Genomic DNA, 22,927 nt, shown 5'->3' on the forward strand with positions numbered 1-22,927 from the left:
TTACATTAGTATCTATTAAGCGGTTGTAAGACCTCAAAAAGCACTAAGTTAAACAATCTCTTACACTACAGGACGTACCAGATGAATGATGACTTTCTTTTCGCAGAAGATGACGATGAAAATGAAGTAGATGATCTGGGTAGCTGGAAAGTACTCATTGTTGATGATGAACCCGAAGTACACGCCGTTACCAAGCTGGCGCTAAATGACTTTAGTTTAAACGGCAAAACCCTTGAGTTTGTTAGTGCCTATAGCGGAGAGGAAGCGAAGGCCATTTTCAAAACCCATGATGATATCGCCGTTGTGTTACTTGATGTTGTTATGGAGACTGATGACGCCGGTCTTAAAGTGGCGGAGTATGTTCGTAACGAATTAGACAATCATTTCACGCGTATTATTTTGCGTACTGGACAACCTGGCCAAGCCCCTGAAAAAGATGTCATCATTAATTACGACATCAACGACTACAAGTCGAAAACCGAACTGACCGCGCAAAAACTCTTTACTGTTATCATTGCAGCGCTCCGCTCATATCGAGATATTATCGTTATCGAAGAAAATAGACGCGGCCTTGAAAAAATTATAGATGCGTCTGTGGATTTATTTTCCTCCCGTTCCCTCGAAAAGTTCATGCAGGGCATCATTCAACAGCTGGCGTCTATTCTGGGCTGTTCAAAGGATGCAGCCTACATTACTACAGCGGTGGCAACTACATCGCGTACTATTAATACCAGCAACAACAAACTGGGTGACGACGAACTATATGTTTTTGCTGGCAACGGTGAGTACGCCAGTAAGGAAGGGGTGCCTTTAAAAGACGCGATTAGCGCACAAGAATATGCCCTGTGCGCAAGAGCTATGCGCGATAAGCAAATTGTTTATGCAGAAGATCACGTTGTGGCTTATTGCAACAGCAAAAGCCACAATGGCGCACTCTTGTACTTGTCAGGATTACCGAGACGAATAGGGGAAAGTGATCGTCATCTGGTAAAACGCTTTTCAGACAGTGTTCAGCTTGCTTTTGACAACGTACTTAAAACCGTAGATGTTGAAGCGACGCAGAAAGAAATAATTGAGCGTTTAGGTCGAGCGTTAGAGCATGAGTCAAATGCATCAAATAATCTCACAAGAATGGTTGAAATGGCGCAACTGTTGGCAGAAAAGGTTGGGCTGAACGAGCAAGACATCCACGCATTACGCCTTGCCGTGCCACTCCATGATATTGGGACGTCTATAGTGCCTAAATCTATTTTGCACAAAACGACGCCGTTAACCGAAGAGGAAGTATTTAAAATACGTCAGCATGCTGAATTTGGTTACCAGATCTTGCGAGATTCAAGCCGGCCCACTATCCAACTTGCAGCAATGTTAGCAAAGCAACATCACGAACGCTGGGATGGAAAGGGATATCCAGACGGGCTTAAAGGCGAAGAAATTGATATAAAAAGCCGTATTGCCACGTTAGTTGATGTGTTTGATGCACTGTTAAACGCAAGACCGTATAAGCCAGCGTGGACAATTGATAAGGTTGAAGCCGTATTGAAAGAGGAAAGTGGCAAGCACTTCGACCCTGATTTAGTTCAGTGTATGCTAAATGACCTTCCGGCCTTTATGGCAATTCAAGCTCAATTCCCTGACGCATAATGATTTATTTCTCCGTTATTTACGTACTGTAATACGTTACAATAACAGCCTCTAAACAGGCGCCATAATTAAAACGAAGGCAGGTGCTACATGCACCTGTTTTTTTGAGTCTGCTACTCGTATTCTGAGTCTGTTGAATTTTGCATTGCTGTAAAACTAAATCGGCTCAATTAACACCTGTGTTAAAGTAACCAGAAGCAGCCTTACTATCTAATAAGAACAGGAACACATTATGTACATGATGGCTAAACACCTTCACATGACCGCCGTTGGCTTGAGCATATTATTTTTTGTCTTTCGCTTTATATGGAGTCAATTCGACGCTACAGCACTTAGCAAAAAATGGGTTAAAATTCTCCCTCATATCATTGATACCGTGCTATTAGCCAGCGCAATTTGGCTATGCATTATTTTGTCTCAATATCCTTTAGTTAATGCATGGCTCACATTTAAAGTTGTGGGCGTGGTGCTGTACATAGTGTTTGGATTGTTTGCATTGAAAAAAGCCAAAACAGCGTTAGGCAAATGGAGCTTTTTCGTAGCAGCGCTTGTTGTGCTTATGGCAACGGCTATGGTTGCTGTAACCAAACAACCTCTTTTTTAAGATTTAATTGGAAATAGATAATGTCTGAATCTCAACAGATTATTAATGTAGGTAACGTTGACGTTGCCAACCACTTGCCGTTTGTTCTGTTCGGTGGAATGAACGTACTTGAGTCTCGCGATCTCGCTATGCGTATCGCAGAGCACTATGTTGAAGTAACGCAAAAGCTCAATATCCCGTACGTTTTTAAAGCCTCGTTTGATAAAGCGAACCGTTCATCTGTGACTTCTTACCGTGGGCCTGGCATGGAAGAAGGGTTGCGTATTTTTGAAGAAATTAAGTCGACCTTTAACGTTCCGCTTATCACTGATGTGCACGAACCGCACCAAGCAGCTCCCGTAGCTGAAGTAGTGGATGTTATTCAACTGCCTGCTTTCTTGGCGCGCCAAACCGACCTTGTGGTTGCAATGGCAAAAACCGGCAGCGTTATCAATGTGAAAAAGCCTCAATTCTTAGCACCGCATGAAATGCGTCACATCATAGGAAAACTAGACGAAGCGGGGAACGATAAGGTTATTCTTTGTGAGCGTGGTAGCTGCTTTGGTTATAACAATTTAGTTGTGGATATGCTTGGCATGGACGCAATGAAAGAATATGCCCCAGTAATATTTGATGCGACTCACGCACTTCAAATGCCGGGTGGCCGTGCGACGTCTGCAGATGGTCGTAGAGCGCAAGCTGCACAGTTGGCCAGAAGCGGTATGGCATTGGGTTTGGCAGGGCTATTTATAGAAGCGCATCCTAACCCTGATGAAGCACTATGTGATGGGCCTTGCGCACTGCCGTTGGCAAAATTAGAGCCTTACTTGCAGCAGATGAAAGCACTAGATGAGTTGGTGAAAGGTTTTGACGCGTTAGATACAAGTAATACCTAAGCTAGTATTTGATGGCGTATGCCGGTGCAAGCACCGGCATGCGTATCAGGTGTGTGAGTTGCTTATTCCGCTTCAGAAACGTTTACGCGCTCTTCACCTTTTGTCATTGCTAATAAGTTCTTGTGAAGCTGAACTTGCGTCTCTTCAGCTAAAATCGCTTTAGACTGCTTTTTCACAACAATATGCGCATCGTTTTCTGGCAGTACTTCGGCCATTTTTACGCTGGTCATTGCTGTGTTGATTAACGATTGTAGATTGATCTTTTCTGGTTGTGCGTTAGCATTTGCAGCAGCGCTTACAAAAGCCATTACAGAAACACTAGCTAAAAGTAATTTTTTCATTTTCACACCTAATAAAAATAATTAAATAATTGTTGATGAATGTTAAAATGTTTAACAAATGTTCATCATAAAATGCTGAAATTAAATGTTCTTTTTTAATTTCGGGTAAATTATAGTCAGCGGGTGGTGAAAAATAAAACGAGTAAAAGTATGGGTTGTCATTAGAAAAACTAATGAATTTGTCATGCTTCGGTCACACTGGATTAAAAACGATATATGCATCGACGTTTACCCCCTCTCAACGCCTTGAAATCGTTTGAAGCGGCTGCTCGCCATTTGAGCTTTACTAAGGCTGCCGATGAGCTGTTTGTTACGCAAGCTGCCGTTAGCCACCAGATAAAAGCGCTTGAAGATTTCTTATCGATGAAGCTATTCCTTCGAAGAAATAGAACCCTGCTTCTAACCGAAGAAGGTCAAGCTTATTTTCTTGAGCTAAAAGATATCTTCAAAAACTTACAAGACGCGACAGAAAGGCTACTTGCGAAGGGCAGTAAAGGTGCTATCACGGTAGCGATGCCGCCCAGCTTTGCGAGCCAATGGCTGGTACCCCGTATTCATAAGTTTAGTTTGGCGCATCCAGACATCGACGTACGCATCAAGGCAGTTGATTTCGATGAAGGCTTCTTAGAAGACGATGTAGACGTTGCGATATATTACGGCAAAGGTCGTTGGGCTGGTCTTCAAGCCGACCAGCTACATCGAGAGTTTCTAACTCCGCTTTGCTCTCCAATGCTTTTTCAAGGCCCCAAACCTTTATCCAGCCTGTCTGACTTACGGCACCACGTGTTGCTTCACGACTTAAGCCGTACTGCATGGAAAAATTGGTTGAAGCATGTAGGTGTGGTTGGCGTAAACGTTAACCAAGGACCGGTTTTCAGTCACTCCATGCTAGTTTTGCAAGCCGCTGCACTCGGTCAAGGCATTGCGTTGGGTAACACGGTACTTGCAAGGCCGGAAATTGAAGCGGGAAGGCTAGTTATGCCGTTTGAAGAACGAGTGGAGAGTCGCGATGCGTTTTATCTCGTGTGTGAGGAATCACAGGCTGAACTAGGTAAGATTGCGGCATTTAGGGACTGGATTTTAGCGCTGGTCGAAGCTGAACAAGAGGACTTGTTGTAATATGACTAAGTTGAACACCATTGCTGAACAGCCTAGTTTTGACATTGAATTGCATGAAGCCGATAAGCCCTTAGCGTGTTTGATACTAGGCCATGGAGCCGGCGCCGGTAAGGAACATGAGTTCATGCAAGACATTGCGAAGGAACTGGTTGCTAGAGGTATATCAACCGTTCTTTTTAACTTTCCCTATATGCAAACCATAAAAGCTACCGGTAAGCGTAGGCCTCCCGATAAAGCCGATAAACTTATGTCACATTTTACTGCGGTGATTGAAACCTGCAGCAAAGATAACAAAGCCTTGCATAACTTGCCTGTGTTCATCGGTGGAAAGTCGATGGGCGGGCGTATGGCGACCATGGTGTACGAAGCGGTGAGCAATGTAAAAGGCGCGATAGCGCTGGGCTATCCGTTTCACCCTCCTGGTAAGCCAGAAAAAACACGAACCGAACATCTGCAAACGGCGTCTAAGCCTTTGCTTATTATTCAGGGTGAACGAGATACCTTTGGTACAAAGAGCGAAGTAGAGGATTACAAAAAGCGCAGCGTATTATCTACAGACATTGAATGCGCCTATTTAGACGACGGCGATCACAGTTTTAAGCCTCGCAAATCAAGTGGCAAAACGCAGGAAGAACATATTGTTACCGCTGCCACGCTTACCGCTTCTTTTATTGAAGCCCATTTAAATAATTAATGGTTAATTAGAAATCAGAGCGAAAGACTAATTTAATGAAAACTGAAAAACTTAGGTTTGCCTCCGTTGCTAAACCTTACCTTATTATTGGCGCATTGCTAGCGGGCCTTTCTGTAGTACTAGGTGCGTTTGGCGCACATGGTTTAAAAAGCGTATTAACTGCACAGCAGCTCAACACGTTTGAAATTGGCGTGCGTTATCAAATGTATCACGCATTAGCCTTGCTGCTTTTGCCTGCGCTGTCAGGCGTTGTCTCATCGACGTGGGCTAATCGGGTAGCGTTTTGTTTTGTTACCGGAACGGTGTTGTTTAGTGGAAGTTTATATGCGCTAGGAATAAGCGGTATTAAATGGTTTGGCCCGATAACGCCTTTGGGTGGCATGTTCTTTATTATTGGATGGGTGTTGTTAGTGATAGGACTGATAAAAGGTCATGATTTAAACAAGCAACAAAAAGAAGAGCAGAACAAAACTCACCACATGCCGGGGGCAGGTAATGTCTAACGCCAGTATTTTAGGTTATTGCCGACCTGGTTATGAAAACGATACGGCTAACGAGCTTACCTCTCGTTACGGTGAAGCCCAGTGTTATGGCTACCCATTATCTAAGAAGAACAGTGGCTTTGTACTTTATCATTTATATGATGCCACGCAGCTTGAGCAAACCATTACCCAGTTTGCTGTTCACGACAGTATCTTCCCTCGTCAACTGGTGGCTGTTTTTGCCACGCTAAACGATATAGAGAAAGAGGACAGGGTAGGGCAAGTGCTCGAGGCTTTGAAAGAGGTAGAAAAACCATTTCAAATTTTTGGCGCCATAGACGTCGAATACCCAGATACAGAAGAAGGTAAAACCCTCGCAAAGTTCTGCCGAAAGTTTACTGTTCCTCTTCGCCAAGCCCTAAGAAAAGCGGGATGGCTCACCGCAAAGGAAAATTTAGGTAAACCAAAGCTACATATTTTCTTTGAGTCATTTGAGATTTGCCATATTGGCTATACATTACCCAGTCATGCTAGTGGCGATCACTTGGGTATTTGCCGGTTAAAGTTCCCAAGTGATGCGCCGAGCCGCTCGACGCTTAAACTTGAAGATGCTTTAGTGAATATGCTGAGCGACAAACAGCAGGCTAAGGTACTTCGCAGCGGTGGACGTGCCGTGGACCTAGGTGCATGCCCGGGTGGTTGGACATATCAGCTAGTGAAGCGCGGAATGTATGTTGAAGCTATCGACAATGGACTTGTAGCCGATAGTTTAATGAGCACGGGCTTGGTTGAACATCACGCGGCAGACGGGTTTACCTATCGACCACAATTTGGTCGTGTAGATTTGCTGGTATGTGATATGATAGAGCAACCCGATAGGGTAGCTAAATTGATGGGTGATTGGTTAGTTAAGCACTGGGCAACGCACGCAATATTCAATTTAAAGTTACCTATGAAACAACGTTATGAAACTGTAGTTGAAGCCATGACGTTGCTAAGAGGCCGATTAAATGCCTTGGAAGATGCATTTGCGGTGAAGGTGAGGCATCTCTACCACGACAGAGATGAAGTTACAGTAACAATTGTTCGCACTTCAAAAGATGAGGTGTGATTTTGTTATTTTTCAAAAAAGTGTCATTAATTAATAAGTTATTGATACTTAAAGAAAAGAATTGATGGTGGCGCGGATTTTGGCAAACGAATTTAAGGTTTATGCTAAAAAAGGTGTAAATCTGGTATAGAAATCCTTTATAATCCGGCCGTTTTTTTACTCTGAACCAATGAAAGTGAACTAATGTCAGACTTATCTCATTACAGAAACATTGGTATTTTCGCCCACGTAGACGCGGGTAAAACTACCACAACAGAACGTATCTTGAAGCTTACTGGTAAAATCCATAAAACTGGTGAGGTTCACGATGGTGAATCAACAACTGACTTCATGGAGCAGGAAGCTGAGCGTGGTATTACCATCCAGTCAGCGGCAACAACCTGTTTCTGGAAAGATCATCGCATGAACATCATCGATACTCCGGGACACGTTGACTTTACAGTTGAAGTATATCGTTCACTTAAAGTACTAGACGGCGGTATCGGTGTATTCTGTGGTTCTGGCGGTGTTGAGCCTCAGTCAGAAACTAACTGGCGTTATGCTAACGAATCAGAAGTTGCGCGTGTAATCTTCGTAAACAAACTAGACCGTATGGGTGCAGACTTTTACCGTGTAGTTGGCCAAGTTAAGAAAGTACTTGCTGCTAACCCACTAGTAATGACGCTTCCAATCGGTATCGAAGACGAGTTTAAAGGTGTTGTTAACCTTCTAGACATGAAAGCGTACATCTGGGACGATTCAGGTCTTCCTGAAAACTACGAAGTTGTAGATATCCCAGCAGATATGGTTGATAAGGCTAACGAGTACCGTGAGCAACTAATCGAAACTGCTGTTGAGCAAGATGACGACCTAATGATGGCTTACATGGATGGTGAAGAGCCTTCTCTAGAAGACATCAAGCGTTGTATCCGTAAAGGTACTCGTGACCTAGCGTTCTTCCCAACATACTGTGGTTCTGCATTTAAGAACAAAGGTATTCAGCTAGTTCTTGACGCGGTTGTAGACTTCCTTCCGTCTCCAACAGAAGTTGATCCACAAGATCTAACTGACGAAGAAACGGGTGAGCCTACTGGTGAAGTTGCAACAGTATCTGTTGACGAGCCGTTCCGTGCACTTGCGTTCAAAATCATGGACGACCGTTTCGGTGCCCTTACGTTTATCCGTATCTACTCTGGTAAGCTAAACAAAGGCGACACTATTCTTAACAGCGCAACGGGTAAAACTGAGCGTATCGGCCGTATGGTTGAGATGCACGCTGATGAACGTACTGAACTTACTTCAGCACAAGCAGGTGACATCCTAGCTGTTGTTGGTATGAAGAACGTTCAAACTGGTCACACACTATGTGATCCTAAGCACCCATGTACACTAGAGCCAATGATCTTCCCTGAGCCAGTAATCTCGATTGCTGTTAAGCCAAAAGACAAAGGCGCTAACGAAAAGATGTCTATCGCTATCGGTAAGCTAGTAGCAGAAGACCCATCTTTCCAAGTTGAAACTGACGAAGATTCTGGCGAAACCATCCTTAAAGGTATGGGTGAGCTTCACCTAGATATCAAAGTAGACATCTTGAAGCGTACTTACGGCGTTGAGCTAGAAGTTGGTCAACCTCAAGTTGCTTACCGTGAAACTATCACACAAGCAGTTGAAGACAGCTACACGCACAAGAAGCAGTCTGGTGGTTCTGGTCAGTTCGGTAAGATTGATTACCGCATCCGTCCGGGCGAAACTAACTCTGGCTTCAAGTTCACATCTACTGTTGTGGGCGGTAACGTTCCTAAAGAATTCTTCCCTGCAATCGAAAAAGGTTTTGCAGGTATGATGGAAGTAGGTCCTCTAGCGGGCTACCCAGTACTAGACGTTGAAGTTGAGCTATTCGACGGTGGTTTCCACGCAGTTGACTCATCAGCAATCGCGTTCGAAATTGCAGCTAAAGGTGCATTCCGTCAGTCAATGCCAAAAGCAGGTCCTCAAATTCTTGAGCCTGTGATGAAAGTTGACGTATTCAGCCCAGAAGACAACGTTGGTGACGTAATCGGTGACCTTAACCGTCGTCGTGGTATGATCAAAGACCAAGAAGCTGGCGCTACTGGCGTTCGCATTAAGGCTGACGTACCTCTATCTGAGATGTTTGGTTACATCGGTCACCTACGTACTATTACATCTGGTCGTGGTCAGTTCTCTATGGAATTCAGCCACTACTCAGCTTGTCCTCAGAACGTAGCTGACAAAGTAATTGAAGAAGCGAAAGCACGTAAAGCTGCTAAGTAATTAGCCTTTGCGAACGTAAGCTGACCTTGGGTTAGCTTACGCTTCAAGAAATACTAAAAAGCCGGTCGCATGACCGGCTTTTTTTATGTCGAGTGTCCCATCCTGAAATACGTTTAGTACATCTTATATGGCAGAAACTTACCTGACATAACTACGCTGACACGGTCACCTTTAGGATCGTTTTCGCGCTGTAAATCCATAGAAAAATCAATGGCACTCATGATGCCGTCGCCAAACTCTTCATGAATTAATTCCTTTAATGTAGTGCCATACACACTCACCAATTCATACCAGCGGTAAATAAGTGGGTCGGTAGGGACTTCTGTGGGTAACGAGCCTTTGTAGGGCACGATTTGAAGCCAGGCAATCGCTTCGTCGGTAAGCTCAAGTAACTCACCCACGGCTTCAGCTTGCTGCTTTGTCATGGCCATTTGTCCTAAGCAAGCTGCTGTACTCCATTCTTTTGACTGACCAACAACTTCGGCAATCTGACTCCACTTTATGCCTTTTAAAATTTTGGCTGACTGGATCATGTCGGTAACTTGGGTTCTCGATGTAATCATTTGCATTTCCTTAAAGGGTTAGTTAAACAAAATGAGCGTAACTAGATTGCTGAAAATAAGTGCCAGTATTAGCACCTTGTACACAAAAAGAGGGTGTCGTTTTACTAACGGCTCGTACGCCGTATGTTGTGATGGATTTGGGTAGCGAAGCGAAAAAAGAAACTCAGATAGTGAAGAAAATCGCTTATCAGGGTTCACATGCAAAGCACGTTTAAGGGCGCTATCAACCCAATTAGGTATTGGCCGATTAGGAGCCAATGCGGTTTGGTATTTTAACTTTTTCTGCTCGGCCAACGTGCGACAGTGAGCGAGCTTTGTGCCATAGGGGTAACGCCCGCACAAGAGATAGTAGGTGAGGACGGCTAAGGAAAACAGATCAGAGCGCTCTGTGCCTACATTTCCTAAAAAGTATTCAGGTGCGGAAAAAAGTGCAGCGCCAGGAATAGGTGTGTCACTATAGAGGCTTGGGGCATCGGCTAAGGCTGCTGAACCCAAATCTATAATTGTACAGTGCCCTTGTTCGCTAATAATAATATTGTCGGGGCGTATATCCCTATGAACAATGCCCTGACGGTGCATTGCCTGTAAACCTTTACCAACCTGCTCGATTATATTCCTAACTTGCTCTAATGGCGGCGTAGGATTATCAACAGCCCATTGAGCTAGCGTTTGACCTTGAACATATTCACTTACGCTGTAAAAAGCAGAAGGAGGGTACGGTAAACCCAAATCAGTAAACGTTGGGCTTTTGATAACGTGTGCCGAATTAATCCGTCTCGAAAACCAGCTTTCTATTAGGAACCCATTTACCATTTCTGGTGATAGGGTAAAGTCGGTAGCCGGCGTTTTTACAACCAAAGGGCTGTTTCTGTGCGTAGCTTCACAAGACGAATTGGTGGCAATAAAAACATGGCTTCGGGCCGACGTATAAAGCTGTCGTTCTAGCTTCAGTCCATCAACATCATCACCCGTCTTAAAGTTTGCGGCAGCAGGCTCTTCGCATACATGTTCATCAGACTGCTGATTTGAGTAATGAATCGCAGCATCAGAAACCTCAGAATTGGTTATAAGTTGGTCGCCCAACGGCCTGTTAAGTTCAGATGAATGAGGTGAAGTTGAAACGCCTGTATACAGTGGGTGTCTGTGATCGTCTAGGCCATCATGGCTAGCTACAAGAACCTTTACGAGAAGTAAGGTGAGGTTGTCATCGCTTCCTCTAGTAAATGCCTCATGTACTACCAACGCAGCTTGGTTTTCAGAAAGCGTATCGGCCTCACTGATTTTCATAAGAATGGTAGGTAGCGAAACAAACTCATAAACCCCGTCGCTACTTATCGAAAACGTGCTCGATGAGTTGAGGGTGAGTGTTGTGTGGTCGATGTCTATATGTGCTTGAACGCCTAATGCTTTAGTAAGATAACTCTGCGAAGGTTCACTTTCCGATACTTGACGATGAGGTTTTGTGAGTAAGACAGGCGACTGTGCGTTCTTAGAAATAGCCTGAATTTGACAATCCCCCACATGAAATACATCCATGTGATTGCCTGTTACCACCGCCACTGTTAACGTGCACACATAACCTTTTTCTGGTGTATAGCAGAAGGGACTTCTTTGCGTACGTGTGTAAAGCAGCGCGTTTATTTCCTTGATAATGGTTTCAGCGCGCATCTTAACCGACCATTGTTCCGGCGCCATATTAAACAGTTTAATAAACTGACTGGTAGCAAAGTCGCTAGCAACTTGGCTAACCGTACTGCTACTTACACCGTCGGCGATAACAAAAACGCTGCTTTGATCTGGGTTATCAGAAACATGAAAAGCGTATGCATCTTGGTTTATCGCTTTAACGCCGGCTGTAGAAAATGCACTTACACTGAGCGTGTTAGCTGGTGGGTTAATTGGGGCGTTTAACGCGGCTCGCTCATTCATGTTTAATTGCTTCTTACCTGCATATTTAATTATGAGCCCAATTAGTTATTTCCAAGGAAACGGATAACGCCATCATGACGTGTCTTGTAGGGACAAGGCATGATGGCTTTAAGATAAGCGCCTTAATTAAATAGGCAGTGTTTGCGATGCAGCGGCTTTATCAACAGGGATAGTACGTTTGGGTAGCGTCTTAACGTGGGTGGTGTACAGGGTTAGTCCAGTAAAGGCGAGGCCACCAACAAGATTTCCAAGTGCAGTTGGGATCTCGTTCCAAATGAAGTAGTCCATAACCGAGAAGTCGCCGCCCATAATAAGGCCAAATGGGAAAAGGAACATGTTTACTACTGAGTGCTCAAAACCCATAAAGAAGAACAGCATGATTGGCATCCACATGGCTAGTACTTTTCCGCTAACGTGAGTTGAAATCATTGCACCCACTACGCCTAGCGACACCATCCAGTTACACAACATGCCGCGAATAAAAATGGTGAACCAGCCTGCAACACCGTGTTCTGCGTAGCCCAATGTACGAGCTTCGCCAATGCTGGCTACCTTAGTCGCGATGGCACCGCCATCCACGTTATACCCCATGGTAAAAATAAACGACATCATAAAGGCCACGGTTAATGCGCCACCAAAGTTACCTAAAAATACTAATCCCCAATTCCGTAGAATTTGTTTTGGCGTCACGCCAGGTCGCTGTGCAAGCCAAGCGAGTGGAGTAAGTACAAACACGCCGGTTAATAGGTCAAATCCCATAAGGTAGAGCATACAAAAGCCCACTGGGAATAACACTGCGCCAAGAAGAAATACGCCGGTTTGAACGGCAATAGTAACGGCAAAAACAGCGGCAAGGGCCAATATTGCACCTGCCATATAAGCGCGGATTAGAGTATCTCGTGTAGACATATAAATTTTGGCTTCGCCTGCATCTACCATCTTGGTTGCAAACTCAGCGGGGAGAAGATAAGCCATGGTTTCACCTCACGTTGTCGTTATTAATAAGTTGTCATCTGTGTGTTGGCGTTTACTGTTTCAATGCGTTCCAGAAGATCAAAAAAAGGCGTCCGCAGCGCTCTCGTAAGAAAGAACTGGGGACGCCTTTGTCCGAAACTCATGCATTGTGGTAGCTAACAAATAAACCGTCGGTTATGTGTACGCCTTTGTACTCTAAAGCCCGTTGGCAACTAATACTTGTATAAGCGCCTTCGTACTTGTGTTATCCATTTGTACAAAGCTAAAAAAGTGCCAATAACCAAAATGTACCTAAATATGTTATTTATTGCTATTAAAAACAATGGCTTGTGTAAATCCTTGGCTGAGTTGATAGGCGCTTGCGCCTAGGCACTATTAATTAGTCTGCACTAAAAAGGGGGGAGTGTGAGTGTTTAAGGTGCAACCGGTTTAACCATTTCCTACTTCAATGCCTGTTTTAACATTTTTAACTGATGCTTCATGGTTGGATAAACTTTTGTCTCTTGTGTTCGGTGTGCGTATTTTTCGTGCTCAAATAGTTCACACAGTAGTCTTAGTGCCTTGGCAGCATCTTCGTTTATCAAAGGGTTAACTTCACTCATAAAGGCGGACAAGGTTTTATTCCCTCTTTCTTTTCCTGTTTTAGCTTCAACGCATTTTATTGCGTTTAGTAAAACTCTGTGTGAGGGCGACAGTGTGTTGCGATGCGTTTTGGGTAAAAAATAAAGTGCTAAAATAAGCCCAATTAGGCCAATGGCGGAAAGAAATACAACTCGCATTTTTTGCGGCGTTAGCGAGCCTAGTAATTCTTCAAGCATGTTGGTTTGCGCAGTATTGTCAAAGCCCAGTACCCATTTACTCCACGAGTAATCGAGCTGTTGCAACCAGCTTTGTAACGTTGCAAAAATAGCAGCGTCGCTAAGGTCGCCCAAAATACTGGCTTCACGAGACTCCCCAAGCTCTTCCAAAGCACGTTCAAGCCCGAAGGTTAAGCGTGACGGTGCCACCATACTCGTTGGGTCGTGTCGAATCCATACACCATCAATAAATGCTTCCACCCACGCATGTGCATCGTACTGCCTTATTTGCAGCACATTGTCATTAAGTGCGCTTCCGCCTTGGTAGCCTGTCACCATTCTTGCCGGTACCCCTGCGGCGCGAAGCACATACACCATGGCGCCTGCGTAATGGGCACAAAAACCTGAGCGTTCTTCAAATAAAAAACGGTCGATGGGGTCGGTAGGCATGGCGTTCGGCGATAGGGTGTAGCGGAAGCCCCCTTGATTAAATTCACGCATTATTGCGCTAACTATTTGCTGTGCGCTTGAGTATTGTTTGGCAAGTGTCTGTCCCCATGCTCTGGCTTGAGGGTTGCCATTCATGGAAACCTGAAGGTTTAGTTGCGATTCAAAATTTCCTATTCCGCTAGTGATTTGAGCAGTTGGATAGTAGCGCAGATAAAACGCTTTTTTACTGGATATTGGGCTATTCGCCCTTAACGTAAAATCAAAAAGACTTCTTACGAAAATACTGTTCTCGCGGTTGTTGGGGGTCGAAGGCGCTAACGCAAACAGCCACGTTTGCTGTGTGGGTTCCACGATCAATTCATAACTTATCACTTGAGGCGTATTTTCCTCGGCCAGAGCTGACAAGGGTGTTGGCTTGCCCATGTAAGCTAGCTGCTGCTCTGCCTGTTTGCGCTTGTCGCTAATAGACCAGGTTTTCCCATCAAAATGTTCTAAGGTCATAGCGCGCCAATACCTGGACGGTGCAACAGGGACTGCTTCTGCGTTTTCAAATGTGGCGCTGAAAGCCAATTCAGATGAACTTGCAAGTGACGCAATATCACCAGGCGTCACCGTGTCAGAAAGCCCGGTTTCAGTCGACTTTGACGTGGGCATCTGCCAAAGCGGAGGGAGTTGGGGAAGCAGTAAAAACAGTAGCAGCGCGATAGGGAAAGCTTGGACAATAAGCACGGTCACGAATTTAATGCTTTTTGATTTGGGTATTCCTGCACCGTGATAAATGGCAGTCGCGAATAGCAGCAGGGCCAGTATTCCTGTATAGCCAATCCACGCAAATACGCTTAGAGACGAGATAAATCCGCAGCCGATCAAGAACAAACAGGTACATACAATTAAGTGAAAATCTCGTTTTTTCTCAACCAGCATGATTTTGAGCGCGCACGCGACGGTCAATAGGTTGATCATGCTATCAAGCAATCCTACTGAGAAGCCAAACCACGATAATGCGAACACTGCCAATATCGCCAGTAGATTAACCGTGCGTGATGTTGGCAAACTATTCAACGCACTAAGGCCTGCGGCCCTCACTATCACTGCGCATCCGCCTAGCATGATTACCCATGTCATAAGCGGCGCGGTGAGAGTGAAAAGAATAAAAGAGAATGCTATGCAGAGCATAAGCACAGCCACGGACGTTGGTTGGCTAAACACGCTTTTAACAACGGTTAATTGTGATAAACGGCTTAAGATAGCGGAGTTCATTTCGTTGACCTCGCTCTTTCACTCTTTATGGAAGATATTGAGACCGTTTTATTTGAGGTTGAAGAAGCTTGTGATGAATGCGAATTCAAACAAGCAAGTGCACTAAGACATTCGTGCCTATGTTTTACCCCGCGAGCAGGGGCAATGCTAAGCCCTTTGTACTGTATTCCAAATACCCGGTCTGCGCCTGTCCAAGACAATGTTGCATAGGTAAGTGCCGACACGGCAGTTTCCACATCGATGTTTGAGGGAACTGAAAGTACAAAACTGTCGCTTTGCAAGGAGGTAAAGGATTTCGAAACCCAATTTCCGTTTTTCGCCACATGCTTCCACGATACGCGATTAAGCGGCTGTCCAACTTCGTAATCGTTTAATGCGTAGAAGTCCTCGTTACTTGTAAGGTCGTTAACCTGACTGACGCTATCCGACTCATTAGAACTCGCTACCTTATTAACAGTGACCGGACCTTCTTGAGGTTTTGCGTAGACAGTGACTTGTTGGTCAAAATCGAGGTGGGTCCAGCATTTGTATAATCCCAACGGAAAATCGCATGCAATGGTTAGTCTGCCGAGTGCAAATCGCCCCCGTACTGGTATTGAAAGAGGCACGCTGAGGGTTTGCGTTTGTCTTGTACCCGCAACTTCATTGTCGTTTAAAGAAAAGCTGTACGTCTGCTGTTCCACTGAGATGTTTTCATTGCTTGCATGAGCAGTCGTATCCATGGGGCGCACTGTATTTAGCCACTTTATCGCTAATACACCATTGCACGTTTTCGTTGGCGCTGCCGGGTGAGGGGTAACCTGAAGCTGTAATTCACCCTGTAAATTACAGTGAAATGGACTGGGGGGCGTCGCTTTAAGCGTTAAACGCGCAAAGTTTTGATGAGTGTAAAACAGCGTTAATAGCATAATGCTTAAGCACAAATAGCTAAGCAGCAACATCAAGTTGTTTTGGTAGTTAGTGCCAAGTAAAAACAAACACAGCGATAGAATAATAAAAGACCAACCGAATCCGCTCGGCAATATAAAAATACTGTTTAAGTTGAGGTGATGTTCGTGAGAAGCCGGAACTCGCCTGTCTAACCACTTTAATAGCCTACGTTGTAGGTAATTCGAAAGTGAAGCTGGCATTCTACGCACCTTTAGCGCTCCGAAAATTCATGAATGCTAGGCTGCCAGTGGGTCAATACTATCGAGTAATTTCTGGCTCAGTTTTTCACCGTCAAAAGCATGGGTTTGCTGCCCTTGTGCCAACTGATGTGAAGACAATGTTAGCCTATGAGCGGTAATGGCCACGAAGACGGCCTGTACATCTTCGGGAGTAACATATGATTTTCCGGAAACAAACGCCCAAGCTTTGGCACCTTGTAGTATCGCTCTACTCGCTCGTGGCGATAGGGGGTTAGGGTAATCATTACTTTCTCGACTTTCACTCACCAATCTTAGAATGTAATGAATAATGGCATCGCTGGTATGAATAGCGGCTACCTCTCGTTGCATCTCGCGCAAATTCTCCTCATTTAGTATTTGTGCAAGCGGTGCTGATGCATCCTGTTGCAATAGCATGGCTTTTTCTGCTTCCCACGCTGGATAGCCCAAAGAGATACGCATAAAGAAACGGTCGAGTTGGGACTCTGGCAAGGGATAAGTGCCCGATTGATAGCTTGGGTTTTGTGTAGCAATAACAAAAAATGGAGAGGGTAGCGCGTGGGTTACACCATCGATACTTACTTGTCGCTCTTCCATCGCTTCTAACAGGGCGCTTTGTGTTTTGGGGCTGGCTCTGTTTAGCTCGTCCGCTAACACCACTTGGCTAAAAATAGGGCCGTGTCTAAACGAAAAGCGCTTTGCCTCGTCTTGTTCATTACTATGAAAAATGTTTACGCCCAACATATCTGATGGGAGTAAGTCAGAAGTAAATTGAATGCGAGAATATTGTAGGCCAAAAACTTGGGAAAGCGCATGAGAAAGGGTGGTTTTACCCATTCCCGGTAAGTCTTCAATTAATAAGTGGCCATTGGCAAGTAAACAAGTTATTGCGAGTTTTAACTGGTGATCTTTACCAATAATTTTCTGACTAAGAGCCCGCTGTACATTGATGATATCTTGGCGCATATAATTGTCACTTAAGTTTAAAGTTACTCTGTCACACTACGTATTAAACAGTGAGAAAGCGATTAAGGCTTTTCTAAGGATGTTGCGCAATGATGTTTAAGTTCATGTCTGAGTTCATGTTCTAGTTTACATGTTTAGCGAACGGTAACGAGTGCCGACAATGCGGTGTTTCGAAGGTCACTACTTCTTAATAATAGCAACGATAGTGAAAGGCTTTCTATTGAATTACCTGTTAAATTTTATACGCAGGTATATCAGCGACTTGATGGTTCGTTGCGTTGTTTCTCCTATGTTCTTAATGTTGTTAAGGCGACGTCTATTTTTGAAAAAGTAAAAACGGCTTACATGGACTTTATCGACAGCAAATACGACGGGTTGGGAAGCAGTAAAACGTCACTTTCTTATCTTATTAGCATAGATTCCCGCAAAACATCTGTTATTAAGTGCTGCGTAGTTTATCTGTGTTGTCTATAATGGTGCCTCTTAAAAAGGAAGTAGTTATGAAAAGCATTGAAATAGATGACGATTTATATGCCTTCATCGCCAGCCAAACGAAGCATATTGGTGAGAGTGCATCACAAATTTTAAGACGTTTACTTTTGCCTGAAGACGGTGCCGTGTCCCACGGTGTCCAGCATGGTGGGGCTTCATCTACATCTGTAAAAACAAGCGAACCAAAAAGTACAGACGTTGTAGAAACCGCAGATAACGCAAGTGAGTCAACACCCGAAGTTGAAACTCAAGAAGCGACTAAAGTACAAACCAAAGCGCCTACTAAAGCGACAGCCAGTTCAGCAGTTAAAGCAGAGCCAAAGGCTGCAGCGAAGAAAGCTTCAGCTAAAGCAACGGCAGCAAAAGCGCCTGCGAACTCAAGGGCAGCTAAAAAGGTTTCGGAAGTTTCTTCAGTAACGCCAGCAACAGAAGCTCACTCGAAAAGAGACATTCTTGAAGCGGTGTCAAAAGATGCATTAGGCACATTTACCAAGCGCGTTGATCAATTCCTGTTTGTTTTAAGTGCAGCGCACAAGCTTAATGCAGAAAACTTTACTCGTGTTGAAAGTATAAAAGGTAAAAACCGTACGTACTTTGCGACAAGTAAGGCGGCATTGTTGGAAAACGGCAGCAGTACTAATCCTAAAGCTATCCCTGATAGCCCGTTCTGGGTGGTAACAAATAACAATACTGCCAAGAAAACGAATATGCTGGAACAAGTTTTGCGTAACTTAGGCTATCAACCCGATGTTATTGAAACCGTGATTGCGCGTTTCTCTTCAGAAGGTAAATAGCAAGCCAAGGTATAGAACAACGAAACTTCTAAATAAGGATTTTTTTCATGGCATTACATCCGCAGGCTGGACAGCATGCAGCAAAAGAGCAACTCATTAACGTAGCGCAGTTAGTGAGCCAGTATTACAGCTATAAACCGGATATGAATGACCCGGGTCAAGCGGTCTCTTTTGGCACGTCAGGTCACAGAGGTACAGCTTCCAACGCTACGTTTACCGATACCCACATCAGTGCAATTTGCCAAGCATTGGTAGAGTATCGTAAACAAGAAGGTATCGACGGTCCGCTGTTCGTTGGTAAAGATACCCACGCGTTATCTGAGCCTGCCATGATTACCGCTATCGAAGTTTTGTGTGCAAACGGTGTCAATGTTGTCGTGCAGCGCGCAGACAATGAAAGCATGGGCTATACGCCGACACCTGTTATTTCACGTACTATTATTCGCTACAATCGCGCAGGTAACACCGACAAAGCAGATGGTATCGTCATTACGCCTTCTCATAACCCTCCTTCAGACGGTGGATTTAAGTACAACCCGCCTCACGGTGGGCCTGCCGATAGTGATGTAACCAAACAAATTCAAGAACGCGCCAATGAATTAATTGCAGATGGCAATAAAAATGTTAAGCGCATTGATATTCGTCAAGCTACCGCGCGCAAATTGGTTCGTGAAGAAGACTTCATGGAACCTTATATTGAAGACCTTGCAAGCGTTATCGACATGGAAGCGATTGCAAAAGCTAACTTGAAGTTAGGTACTGACCCATTAGGTGGTGCAGGCATAGGTTATTGGTCGCGAATTGCAGATAAATATGGCTTGGACATTACCGTTGTTAACGACGCGGTTGACCCACAGTTTGGTTTTATGCGCCGTGACAAAGACGGTAAGCTCCGTATGGATTGTTCGTCTGCCTATGCGATGGCAGGGCTTATCGAGCTGAAAGATAACTTTGACTTAGCTTGGGGCAATGATCCTGACTTCGATCGTCACGGTATTGTGTGCAAAAGTGCGGGCCTAATGAACCCAAACCATTATTTGGCCGTGGCTATTAACTACCTTTATACCCACCGTCCAGAATGGCCTAGCGATTTAAATATCGGTAAAACACTGGTGTCTAGCAGTATGATTGACCGCGTAGCCAACAGTTTAGGTAAACCTTTAGCTGAAATGCCGGTAGGCTTTAAATGGTTTGTTGATGGTTTATCAAACAGTACCATTGGTTTTGCGGGTGAAGAAAGTGCTGGTGGAATTTTCCTTGAACGCAATGGAAGCACCTGGGCGACAGACAAAGACGGTTTTATTCTTTGTTTGCTGGCAGCTGAAATCCTAGCCATCACAGGCAAAGATCCTGGCGAGCACTACAAAGCGCTAACGGAAAAATTTGCAGCGCCGGTTTACAGCCGTGTTGACGTAGCAGCAACCCTTGAACAAAAGCAAAAGCTTTCGGCGATGGATGCATCTGTCGTCACTAGCGATACGTTGGCGGGCGAGCCTATCACTGCCGTTCAAACCCATGCGCCAGGTAATAACGCGGCAATTGGTGGCGTTAAAGTATCGACAGAAAATGGCTGGTTCGCAGCGCGTCCTTCTGGCACCGAACAAATTTATAAAATCTATGCGGAAAGCTTTAACGGTGAAAGCCACTTACAGGATCTAATTGCTGAAGCCGAAGCCTTAGTCGGAAAAATAATTAAATAAGTACAAAAATAAATCACTTTAAATTCCTTTTTGTAAACTTAATGTTAAGAATCGCATGAATGCATACGAATTCATGCGATTTTTTGTTATTTTAACAAAATTATTACAACATAATCGTTTAAGCGCTGCTATATTGCTGTCATATTCTGAAGTTATTCTGTAATTAAATTACGTTTTCGGTGTGTAAACACCGCTTCTACTTAAGAGTGAGACGCAAAATGAACGCAAAAGCGACCAAGACGCAACCCTCTCCAGTGATCGATAAGGCTGCATTCAAAGCAGCGGTTATTAAACACTTACACTGCACGCTAGGCACCGACGAAAACAAAGCAAACAATCACGCTTGGTGGAAAGCAACGTGCGCTGCAATTCAAGAACAAGTACTTGAAGGGTTGCGCAAAACCCAGAAAAGTCATTACCTGAACGACACCCGCGCCGTTCATTACTTTTCTGCTGAATTCCTAATGGGCCGTTTGCTTTCAAACAACCTGCAAAACTTTGGCTTATTCGATGTGGCTAGTGGCGCGTTGAAAGAGCTAGGTGTTGAAATTTCAGACATTCTTGAAGAAGAGCCTGATATGGCGCTAGGTAATGGTGGCCTTGGCCGACTAGCGGCTTGCTTCATCGACTCACTGGCGACAATGGAATTACCTGCAATAGGTTATGGTATTCACTACGAGCACGGCTTGTTCCGTCAGGAAATTAAGAGTGGTGCGCAAATTGAGCGTCCAGACAGCTGGCGTGACTACGGTAATCCATGGGAGATTTGCCGTCCAGAATCTATTCAAGAAGTATCGCTTTACGGCTATGTAGAGACTAAATATGGCGACAACGGACGAGTGCTAAAAGAATGGCACCCTGGTTCAATTGTTAAAGGTGTGCCGTGGGACATTCCGGTTGTAGGCTACGAAGGTAAAACCGTAAACGTACTGCGGTTGTGGCAGTCAGAAGCGTCTGACTACTTCAATTGGGACGTATTCAATGCTGGTGGTTATGTTGATGCACAGCGTGAAAATGTATCAGCTGAAACGATTTCAAAAGTACTTTATCCAAACGATGAGACCGAAGCGGGTAAAGAGCTGCGTCTTATTCAGCAGTACTTCTTCTGCTCGTGCTCGCTTAAAGACATTATCCGTCGTTACAAGCGTGCTCATGGTGACGATTGGAGCCGTTTCGCCGATCAGGTTGTTATTCAGTTAAACGACACGCACCCAGCTATTTCTATACCAGAGCTAATGCGCATTCTTGTTGACCGCGCAGAGCTTGGCTGGGATGAAGCGTGGGGCATTTGTACAAAAGTATTTGCATATACCAACCACACCTTGCTACCAGAGGCACTTGAAAAGTGGCCAGCGCGCATGATTGAGAAGATCCTTCCTCGTCATCTAGAAATCATTTATGAAATTAACCACCGCTTTATGGCAGAGGTTGATAAGAAGTGGCCTGGCGACAATGCCATGAAAGCTAAGCTTTCAATCATTGAAGAAGGTAACGAGAAGATGGTTCGTATGGGCCACCTGTCGGTAATCGGTTCATTTGCCGTTAACGGTGTGGCAGAAATGCACTCTCGTCTTGTTAAGTCGTCTCTGTTCCCAGAGTTCGATGAACTGTATCCAGGTAAGCTAACTAACGTAACCAACGGTATTACACCACGCCGCTGGTTGAAAGCGTGTAACCCAGCGCTGTCTAAGCTAATCGATAAAAAGATTGGTGAAGACTGGCCGCGCGACTTAGACAAACTGCAAGGGTTAGCTAAATTTGCGAGCAATAAAACGTTCCAGAAGCAGTTCATGAAAGTGAAGCTTGAGAACAAAGAGTTGCTAGCAGAGGAAATTCGCAAGTCACTTGATATAGAAGTAGACGTTAACGCCATTTTCGATGTGCAGATTAAGCGTTTGCACGAGTATAAGCGTCAACACTTAGCGCTTCTGAATATTATGGCGCTATACCGTCGTATTCTAGAAAACCCAGACTACGATATGCACCCGCGTGTATTTGTGTTTGGTGCTAAAGCGGCACCGGGCTACAAGCTTGCGAAAGATATTATCTTCGCAATTAACAAGGTAGCGGATAAGATCAACAACGATCCACGCGTAAATAACAAGATTAAAGTAGCATTCTTACCAAACTACCGTGTATCACTCGCTGAAAAAATGATTCCAGCGGCAGACGTATCTGAGCAAATCAGTACGGCAGGTAAAGAGGCATCAGGAACCGGTAATATGAAGCTTGCGCTGAACGGTGCGGTAACTATTGGTACACTTGATGGTGCAAACGTTGAAATTGCTGAAGAAGTGGGCGATGACAACATCTTTATCTTCGGACTTACAGTAGAAGAAGTGAACGAGCTTAAAGCGAATGGCTATAACCCACATGACTACTACTATAAAGATCCAGAAATTAAAGCTGTGCTGGATTGGTTAGAAACGGATTACTTTACGCCAGGTAAACCAGGTGCATTGGTGTCAATTAAGCAAAGCTTACTTGATAACGGTGACCCGTACATGGTGCTTGCAGATTTCCGTGCTTATTCTGATGCACAAATTGCAGTTGATGCTGCATACCGCGACAAAGAGCGTTGGGCAGAAATGGCCATCATCAATACAGCGAAGATGGGTAAATTTACCTCAGATCGTTCAATTCGTGACTACGTAGAACGCGTTTGGAAACTTTCACCGTGTAAGATTGAAAGCTAATCGCAGAACCGCAAAG

At 44.6% G+C, this 22,927-nt stretch carries 18 protein-coding genes; 11 read left to right on the plus strand and 7 right to left on the minus strand.

Annotation, left to right across the window (positions count from 1 at the left end):
- Window positions 1-81 precede the first annotated feature (81 nt).
- The 3 genes from AWH61_RS04590 (at window position 82) to kdsA (ending at window position 3,123) form a co-directional block, all read left to right on the plus strand.
- Window positions 82-1,644 (plus strand): response regulator, encoded by a 1,563-nt coding sequence (locus AWH61_RS04590; protein WP_014949020.1) that lies wholly within the window; start codon window positions 82-84, stop codon window positions 1,642-1,644.
- A 232-nt stretch (window positions 1,645-1,876) separates the two neighbouring features.
- The gene (locus AWH61_RS04595; protein WP_014949021.1) at window positions 1,877-2,248 is read left to right on the plus strand and encodes a SirB2 family protein; all 372 of its coding nucleotides are present in this window, start codon (window positions 1,877-1,879) and stop codon (window positions 2,246-2,248) included.
- Window positions 2,249-2,268: 20 nt separating this feature from the next.
- Complete coding sequence (kdsA, locus tag AWH61_RS04600; RefSeq protein WP_075176304.1) at window positions 2,269-3,123, plus strand: 3-deoxy-8-phosphooctulonate synthase; 855 nt, start codon at window positions 2,269-2,271, stop codon at window positions 3,121-3,123.
- A gap of 62 nt (window positions 3,124-3,185) precedes the next feature.
- Here kdsA and AWH61_RS04605 read toward each other — a convergent pair whose 3' ends face one another.
- Window positions 3,186-3,464 carry a hypothetical protein gene (locus tag AWH61_RS04605; protein ID WP_014949023.1) on the minus strand — a complete coding sequence of 93 codons (279 nt, stop codon included), beginning with the start codon at window positions 3,462-3,464 and terminating at the stop codon, window positions 3,186-3,188.
- Between the two features lie 216 nt (window positions 3,465-3,680).
- Here AWH61_RS04605 and AWH61_RS04610 point away from each other — a divergent pair, with 216 nt between their 5' ends.
- The 5 genes from AWH61_RS04610 (at window position 3,681) to fusA (ending at window position 9,141) form a co-directional block, all read left to right on the plus strand.
- Window positions 3,681-4,583 (plus strand): transcriptional regulator GcvA, encoded by a 903-nt coding sequence (locus tag AWH61_RS04610; protein WP_014949024.1) that lies wholly within the window; start codon window positions 3,681-3,683, stop codon window positions 4,581-4,583.
- A gap of 1 nt (window position 4,584) precedes the next feature.
- Window positions 4,585-5,277 (plus strand): alpha/beta family hydrolase, encoded by a 693-nt coding sequence (locus AWH61_RS04615; protein ID WP_075176305.1) that lies wholly within the window; start codon window positions 4,585-4,587, stop codon window positions 5,275-5,277.
- Window positions 5,278-5,312: 35 nt separating this feature from the next.
- Window positions 5,313-5,780 carry a DUF423 domain-containing protein gene (locus AWH61_RS04620; protein ID WP_075176306.1) on the plus strand — a complete coding sequence of 156 codons (468 nt, stop codon included), beginning with the start codon at window positions 5,313-5,315 and terminating at the stop codon, window positions 5,778-5,780.
- Entirely contained in the window at window positions 5,773-6,870 is a 1,098-nt protein-coding gene (rlmM, locus tag AWH61_RS04625) for a 23S rRNA (cytidine(2498)-2'-O)-methyltransferase RlmM (protein ID WP_075176307.1), read from the plus strand. Before AWH61_RS04620 ends, rlmM begins: the two co-directional genes overlap by 8 nt.
- Before the next feature lie 183 nt (window positions 6,871-7,053).
- Entirely contained in the window at window positions 7,054-9,141 is a 2,088-nt protein-coding gene (fusA, locus tag AWH61_RS04630; RefSeq protein WP_039225640.1) for an elongation factor G, read from the plus strand.
- A 113-nt stretch (window positions 9,142-9,254) separates the two neighbouring features.
- On the opposite strand, the gene cynS is transcribed toward fusA, so the two are convergent.
- The 6 genes from cynS to AWH61_RS04660 all read right to left on the minus strand — a co-directional run bounded on the left by cynS (window position 9,255) and on the right by AWH61_RS04660 (window position 17,229).
- Window positions 9,255-9,704 carry a cyanase gene (gene cynS / locus AWH61_RS04635; RefSeq protein WP_014949029.1) on the minus strand — a complete coding sequence of 150 codons (450 nt, stop codon included), beginning with the start codon at window positions 9,702-9,704 and terminating at the stop codon, window positions 9,255-9,257.
- Between the two features lie 18 nt (window positions 9,705-9,722).
- Entirely contained in the window at window positions 9,723-11,633 is a 1,911-nt protein-coding gene (locus AWH61_RS04640) for a bifunctional protein-serine/threonine kinase/phosphatase (RefSeq protein WP_075176308.1), read from the minus strand.
- Between the two features lie 126 nt (window positions 11,634-11,759).
- Window positions 11,760-12,608: a formate/nitrite transporter family protein gene (locus AWH61_RS04645; RefSeq protein ID WP_014949030.1), complete on the minus strand. Its 849-nt coding sequence runs from the start codon at window positions 12,606-12,608 to the stop codon at window positions 11,760-11,762.
- 440 nt (window positions 12,609-13,048) lie between these two features.
- Entirely contained in the window at window positions 13,049-15,115 is a 2,067-nt protein-coding gene (locus tag AWH61_RS04650) for a transglutaminase TgpA family protein (RefSeq protein ID WP_075176309.1), read from the minus strand.
- Window positions 15,112-16,245 (minus strand): DUF58 domain-containing protein, encoded by a 1,134-nt coding sequence (locus AWH61_RS04655; protein ID WP_075176310.1) that lies wholly within the window; start codon window positions 16,243-16,245, stop codon window positions 15,112-15,114. The genes AWH61_RS04650 and AWH61_RS04655 overlap by 4 nt, the downstream gene beginning before the upstream one ends.
- Before the next feature lie 36 nt (window positions 16,246-16,281).
- A complete protein-coding gene (locus tag AWH61_RS04660; RefSeq protein WP_014978902.1) occupies window positions 16,282-17,229 on the minus strand; it encodes an AAA family ATPase in 948 nt (315 codons plus the stop codon).
- Window positions 17,230-17,729: 500 nt separating this feature from the next.
- Here AWH61_RS04660 and AWH61_RS04665 point away from each other — a divergent pair, with 500 nt between their 5' ends.
- From AWH61_RS04665 to AWH61_RS04675, 3 genes are all read left to right on the plus strand, one after another.
- Window positions 17,730-18,515 (plus strand): replication initiation regulator SeqA, encoded by a 786-nt coding sequence (locus AWH61_RS04665; RefSeq protein WP_075176311.1) that lies wholly within the window; start codon window positions 17,730-17,732, stop codon window positions 18,513-18,515.
- Window positions 18,516-18,562: 47 nt separating this feature from the next.
- A complete protein-coding gene (gene pgm / locus AWH61_RS04670) occupies window positions 18,563-20,215 on the plus strand; it encodes a phosphoglucomutase (alpha-D-glucose-1,6-bisphosphate-dependent) (RefSeq protein ID WP_061485424.1) in 1,653 nt (550 codons plus the stop codon).
- A gap of 218 nt (window positions 20,216-20,433) precedes the next feature.
- Complete coding sequence (locus tag AWH61_RS04675) at window positions 20,434-22,911, plus strand: glycogen/starch/alpha-glucan phosphorylase (protein ID WP_014949036.1); 2,478 nt, start codon at window positions 20,434-20,436, stop codon at window positions 22,909-22,911.
- Window positions 22,912-22,927 lie beyond the last annotated feature (16 nt).

This window comes from Alteromonas sp. W12 (assembly GCF_001924945.1).
Taxonomy (GTDB): Bacteria; Pseudomonadota; Gammaproteobacteria; order Enterobacterales; family Alteromonadaceae; genus Alteromonas; species Alteromonas macleodii.

What these genes read in the sequence shown, in the direction of transcription:
- AWH61_RS04590 (WP_014949020.1), top strand. Translation starts at nt 82, where the DNA reads ATGAATGATGACTTTCTTTTCGCAGAAGATGACGATGAAAATGAAGTA.
- AWH61_RS04595 (WP_014949021.1), top strand. Translation starts at nt 1,877, where the DNA reads ATGTACATGATGGCTAAACACCTTCACATGACCGCCGTTGGCTTGAGC.
- kdsA (WP_075176304.1), top strand. Translation starts at nt 2,269, where the DNA reads ATGTCTGAATCTCAACAGATTATTAATGTAGGTAACGTTGACGTTGCC.
- AWH61_RS04605 (WP_014949023.1), bottom strand. Translation starts at nt 3,464, where the DNA reads ATGAAAAAATTACTTTTAGCTAGTGTTTCTGTAATGGCTTTTGTAAGC.
- AWH61_RS04610 (WP_014949024.1), top strand. Translation starts at nt 3,681, where the DNA reads ATGCATCGACGTTTACCCCCTCTCAACGCCTTGAAATCGTTTGAAGCG.
- AWH61_RS04615 (WP_075176305.1), top strand. Translation starts at nt 4,585, where the DNA reads ATGACTAAGTTGAACACCATTGCTGAACAGCCTAGTTTTGACATTGAA.
- AWH61_RS04620 (WP_075176306.1), top strand. Translation starts at nt 5,313, where the DNA reads ATGAAAACTGAAAAACTTAGGTTTGCCTCCGTTGCTAAACCTTACCTT.
- rlmM (WP_075176307.1), top strand. Translation starts at nt 5,773, where the DNA reads ATGTCTAACGCCAGTATTTTAGGTTATTGCCGACCTGGTTATGAAAAC.
- fusA (WP_039225640.1), top strand. Translation starts at nt 7,054, where the DNA reads ATGTCAGACTTATCTCATTACAGAAACATTGGTATTTTCGCCCACGTA.
- cynS (WP_014949029.1), bottom strand. Translation starts at nt 9,704, where the DNA reads ATGATTACATCGAGAACCCAAGTTACCGACATGATCCAGTCAGCCAAA.
- AWH61_RS04640 (WP_075176308.1), bottom strand. Translation starts at nt 11,633, where the DNA reads ATGAATGAGCGAGCCGCGTTAAACGCCCCAATTAACCCACCAGCTAAC.
- AWH61_RS04645 (WP_014949030.1), bottom strand. Translation starts at nt 12,608, where the DNA reads ATGGCTTATCTTCTCCCCGCTGAGTTTGCAACCAAGATGGTAGATGCA.
- AWH61_RS04650 (WP_075176309.1), bottom strand. Translation starts at nt 15,115, where the DNA reads ATGAACTCCGCTATCTTAAGCCGTTTATCACAATTAACCGTTGTTAAA.
- AWH61_RS04655 (WP_075176310.1), bottom strand. Translation starts at nt 16,245, where the DNA reads ATGCCAGCTTCACTTTCGAATTACCTACAACGTAGGCTATTAAAGTGG.
- AWH61_RS04660 (WP_014978902.1), bottom strand. Translation starts at nt 17,229, where the DNA reads ATGCGCCAAGATATCATCAATGTACAGCGGGCTCTTAGTCAGAAAATT.
- AWH61_RS04665 (WP_075176311.1), top strand. Translation starts at nt 17,730, where the DNA reads ATGAAAAGCATTGAAATAGATGACGATTTATATGCCTTCATCGCCAGC.
- pgm (WP_061485424.1), top strand. Translation starts at nt 18,563, where the DNA reads ATGGCATTACATCCGCAGGCTGGACAGCATGCAGCAAAAGAGCAACTC.
- AWH61_RS04675 (WP_014949036.1), top strand. Translation starts at nt 20,434, where the DNA reads ATGAACGCAAAAGCGACCAAGACGCAACCCTCTCCAGTGATCGATAAG.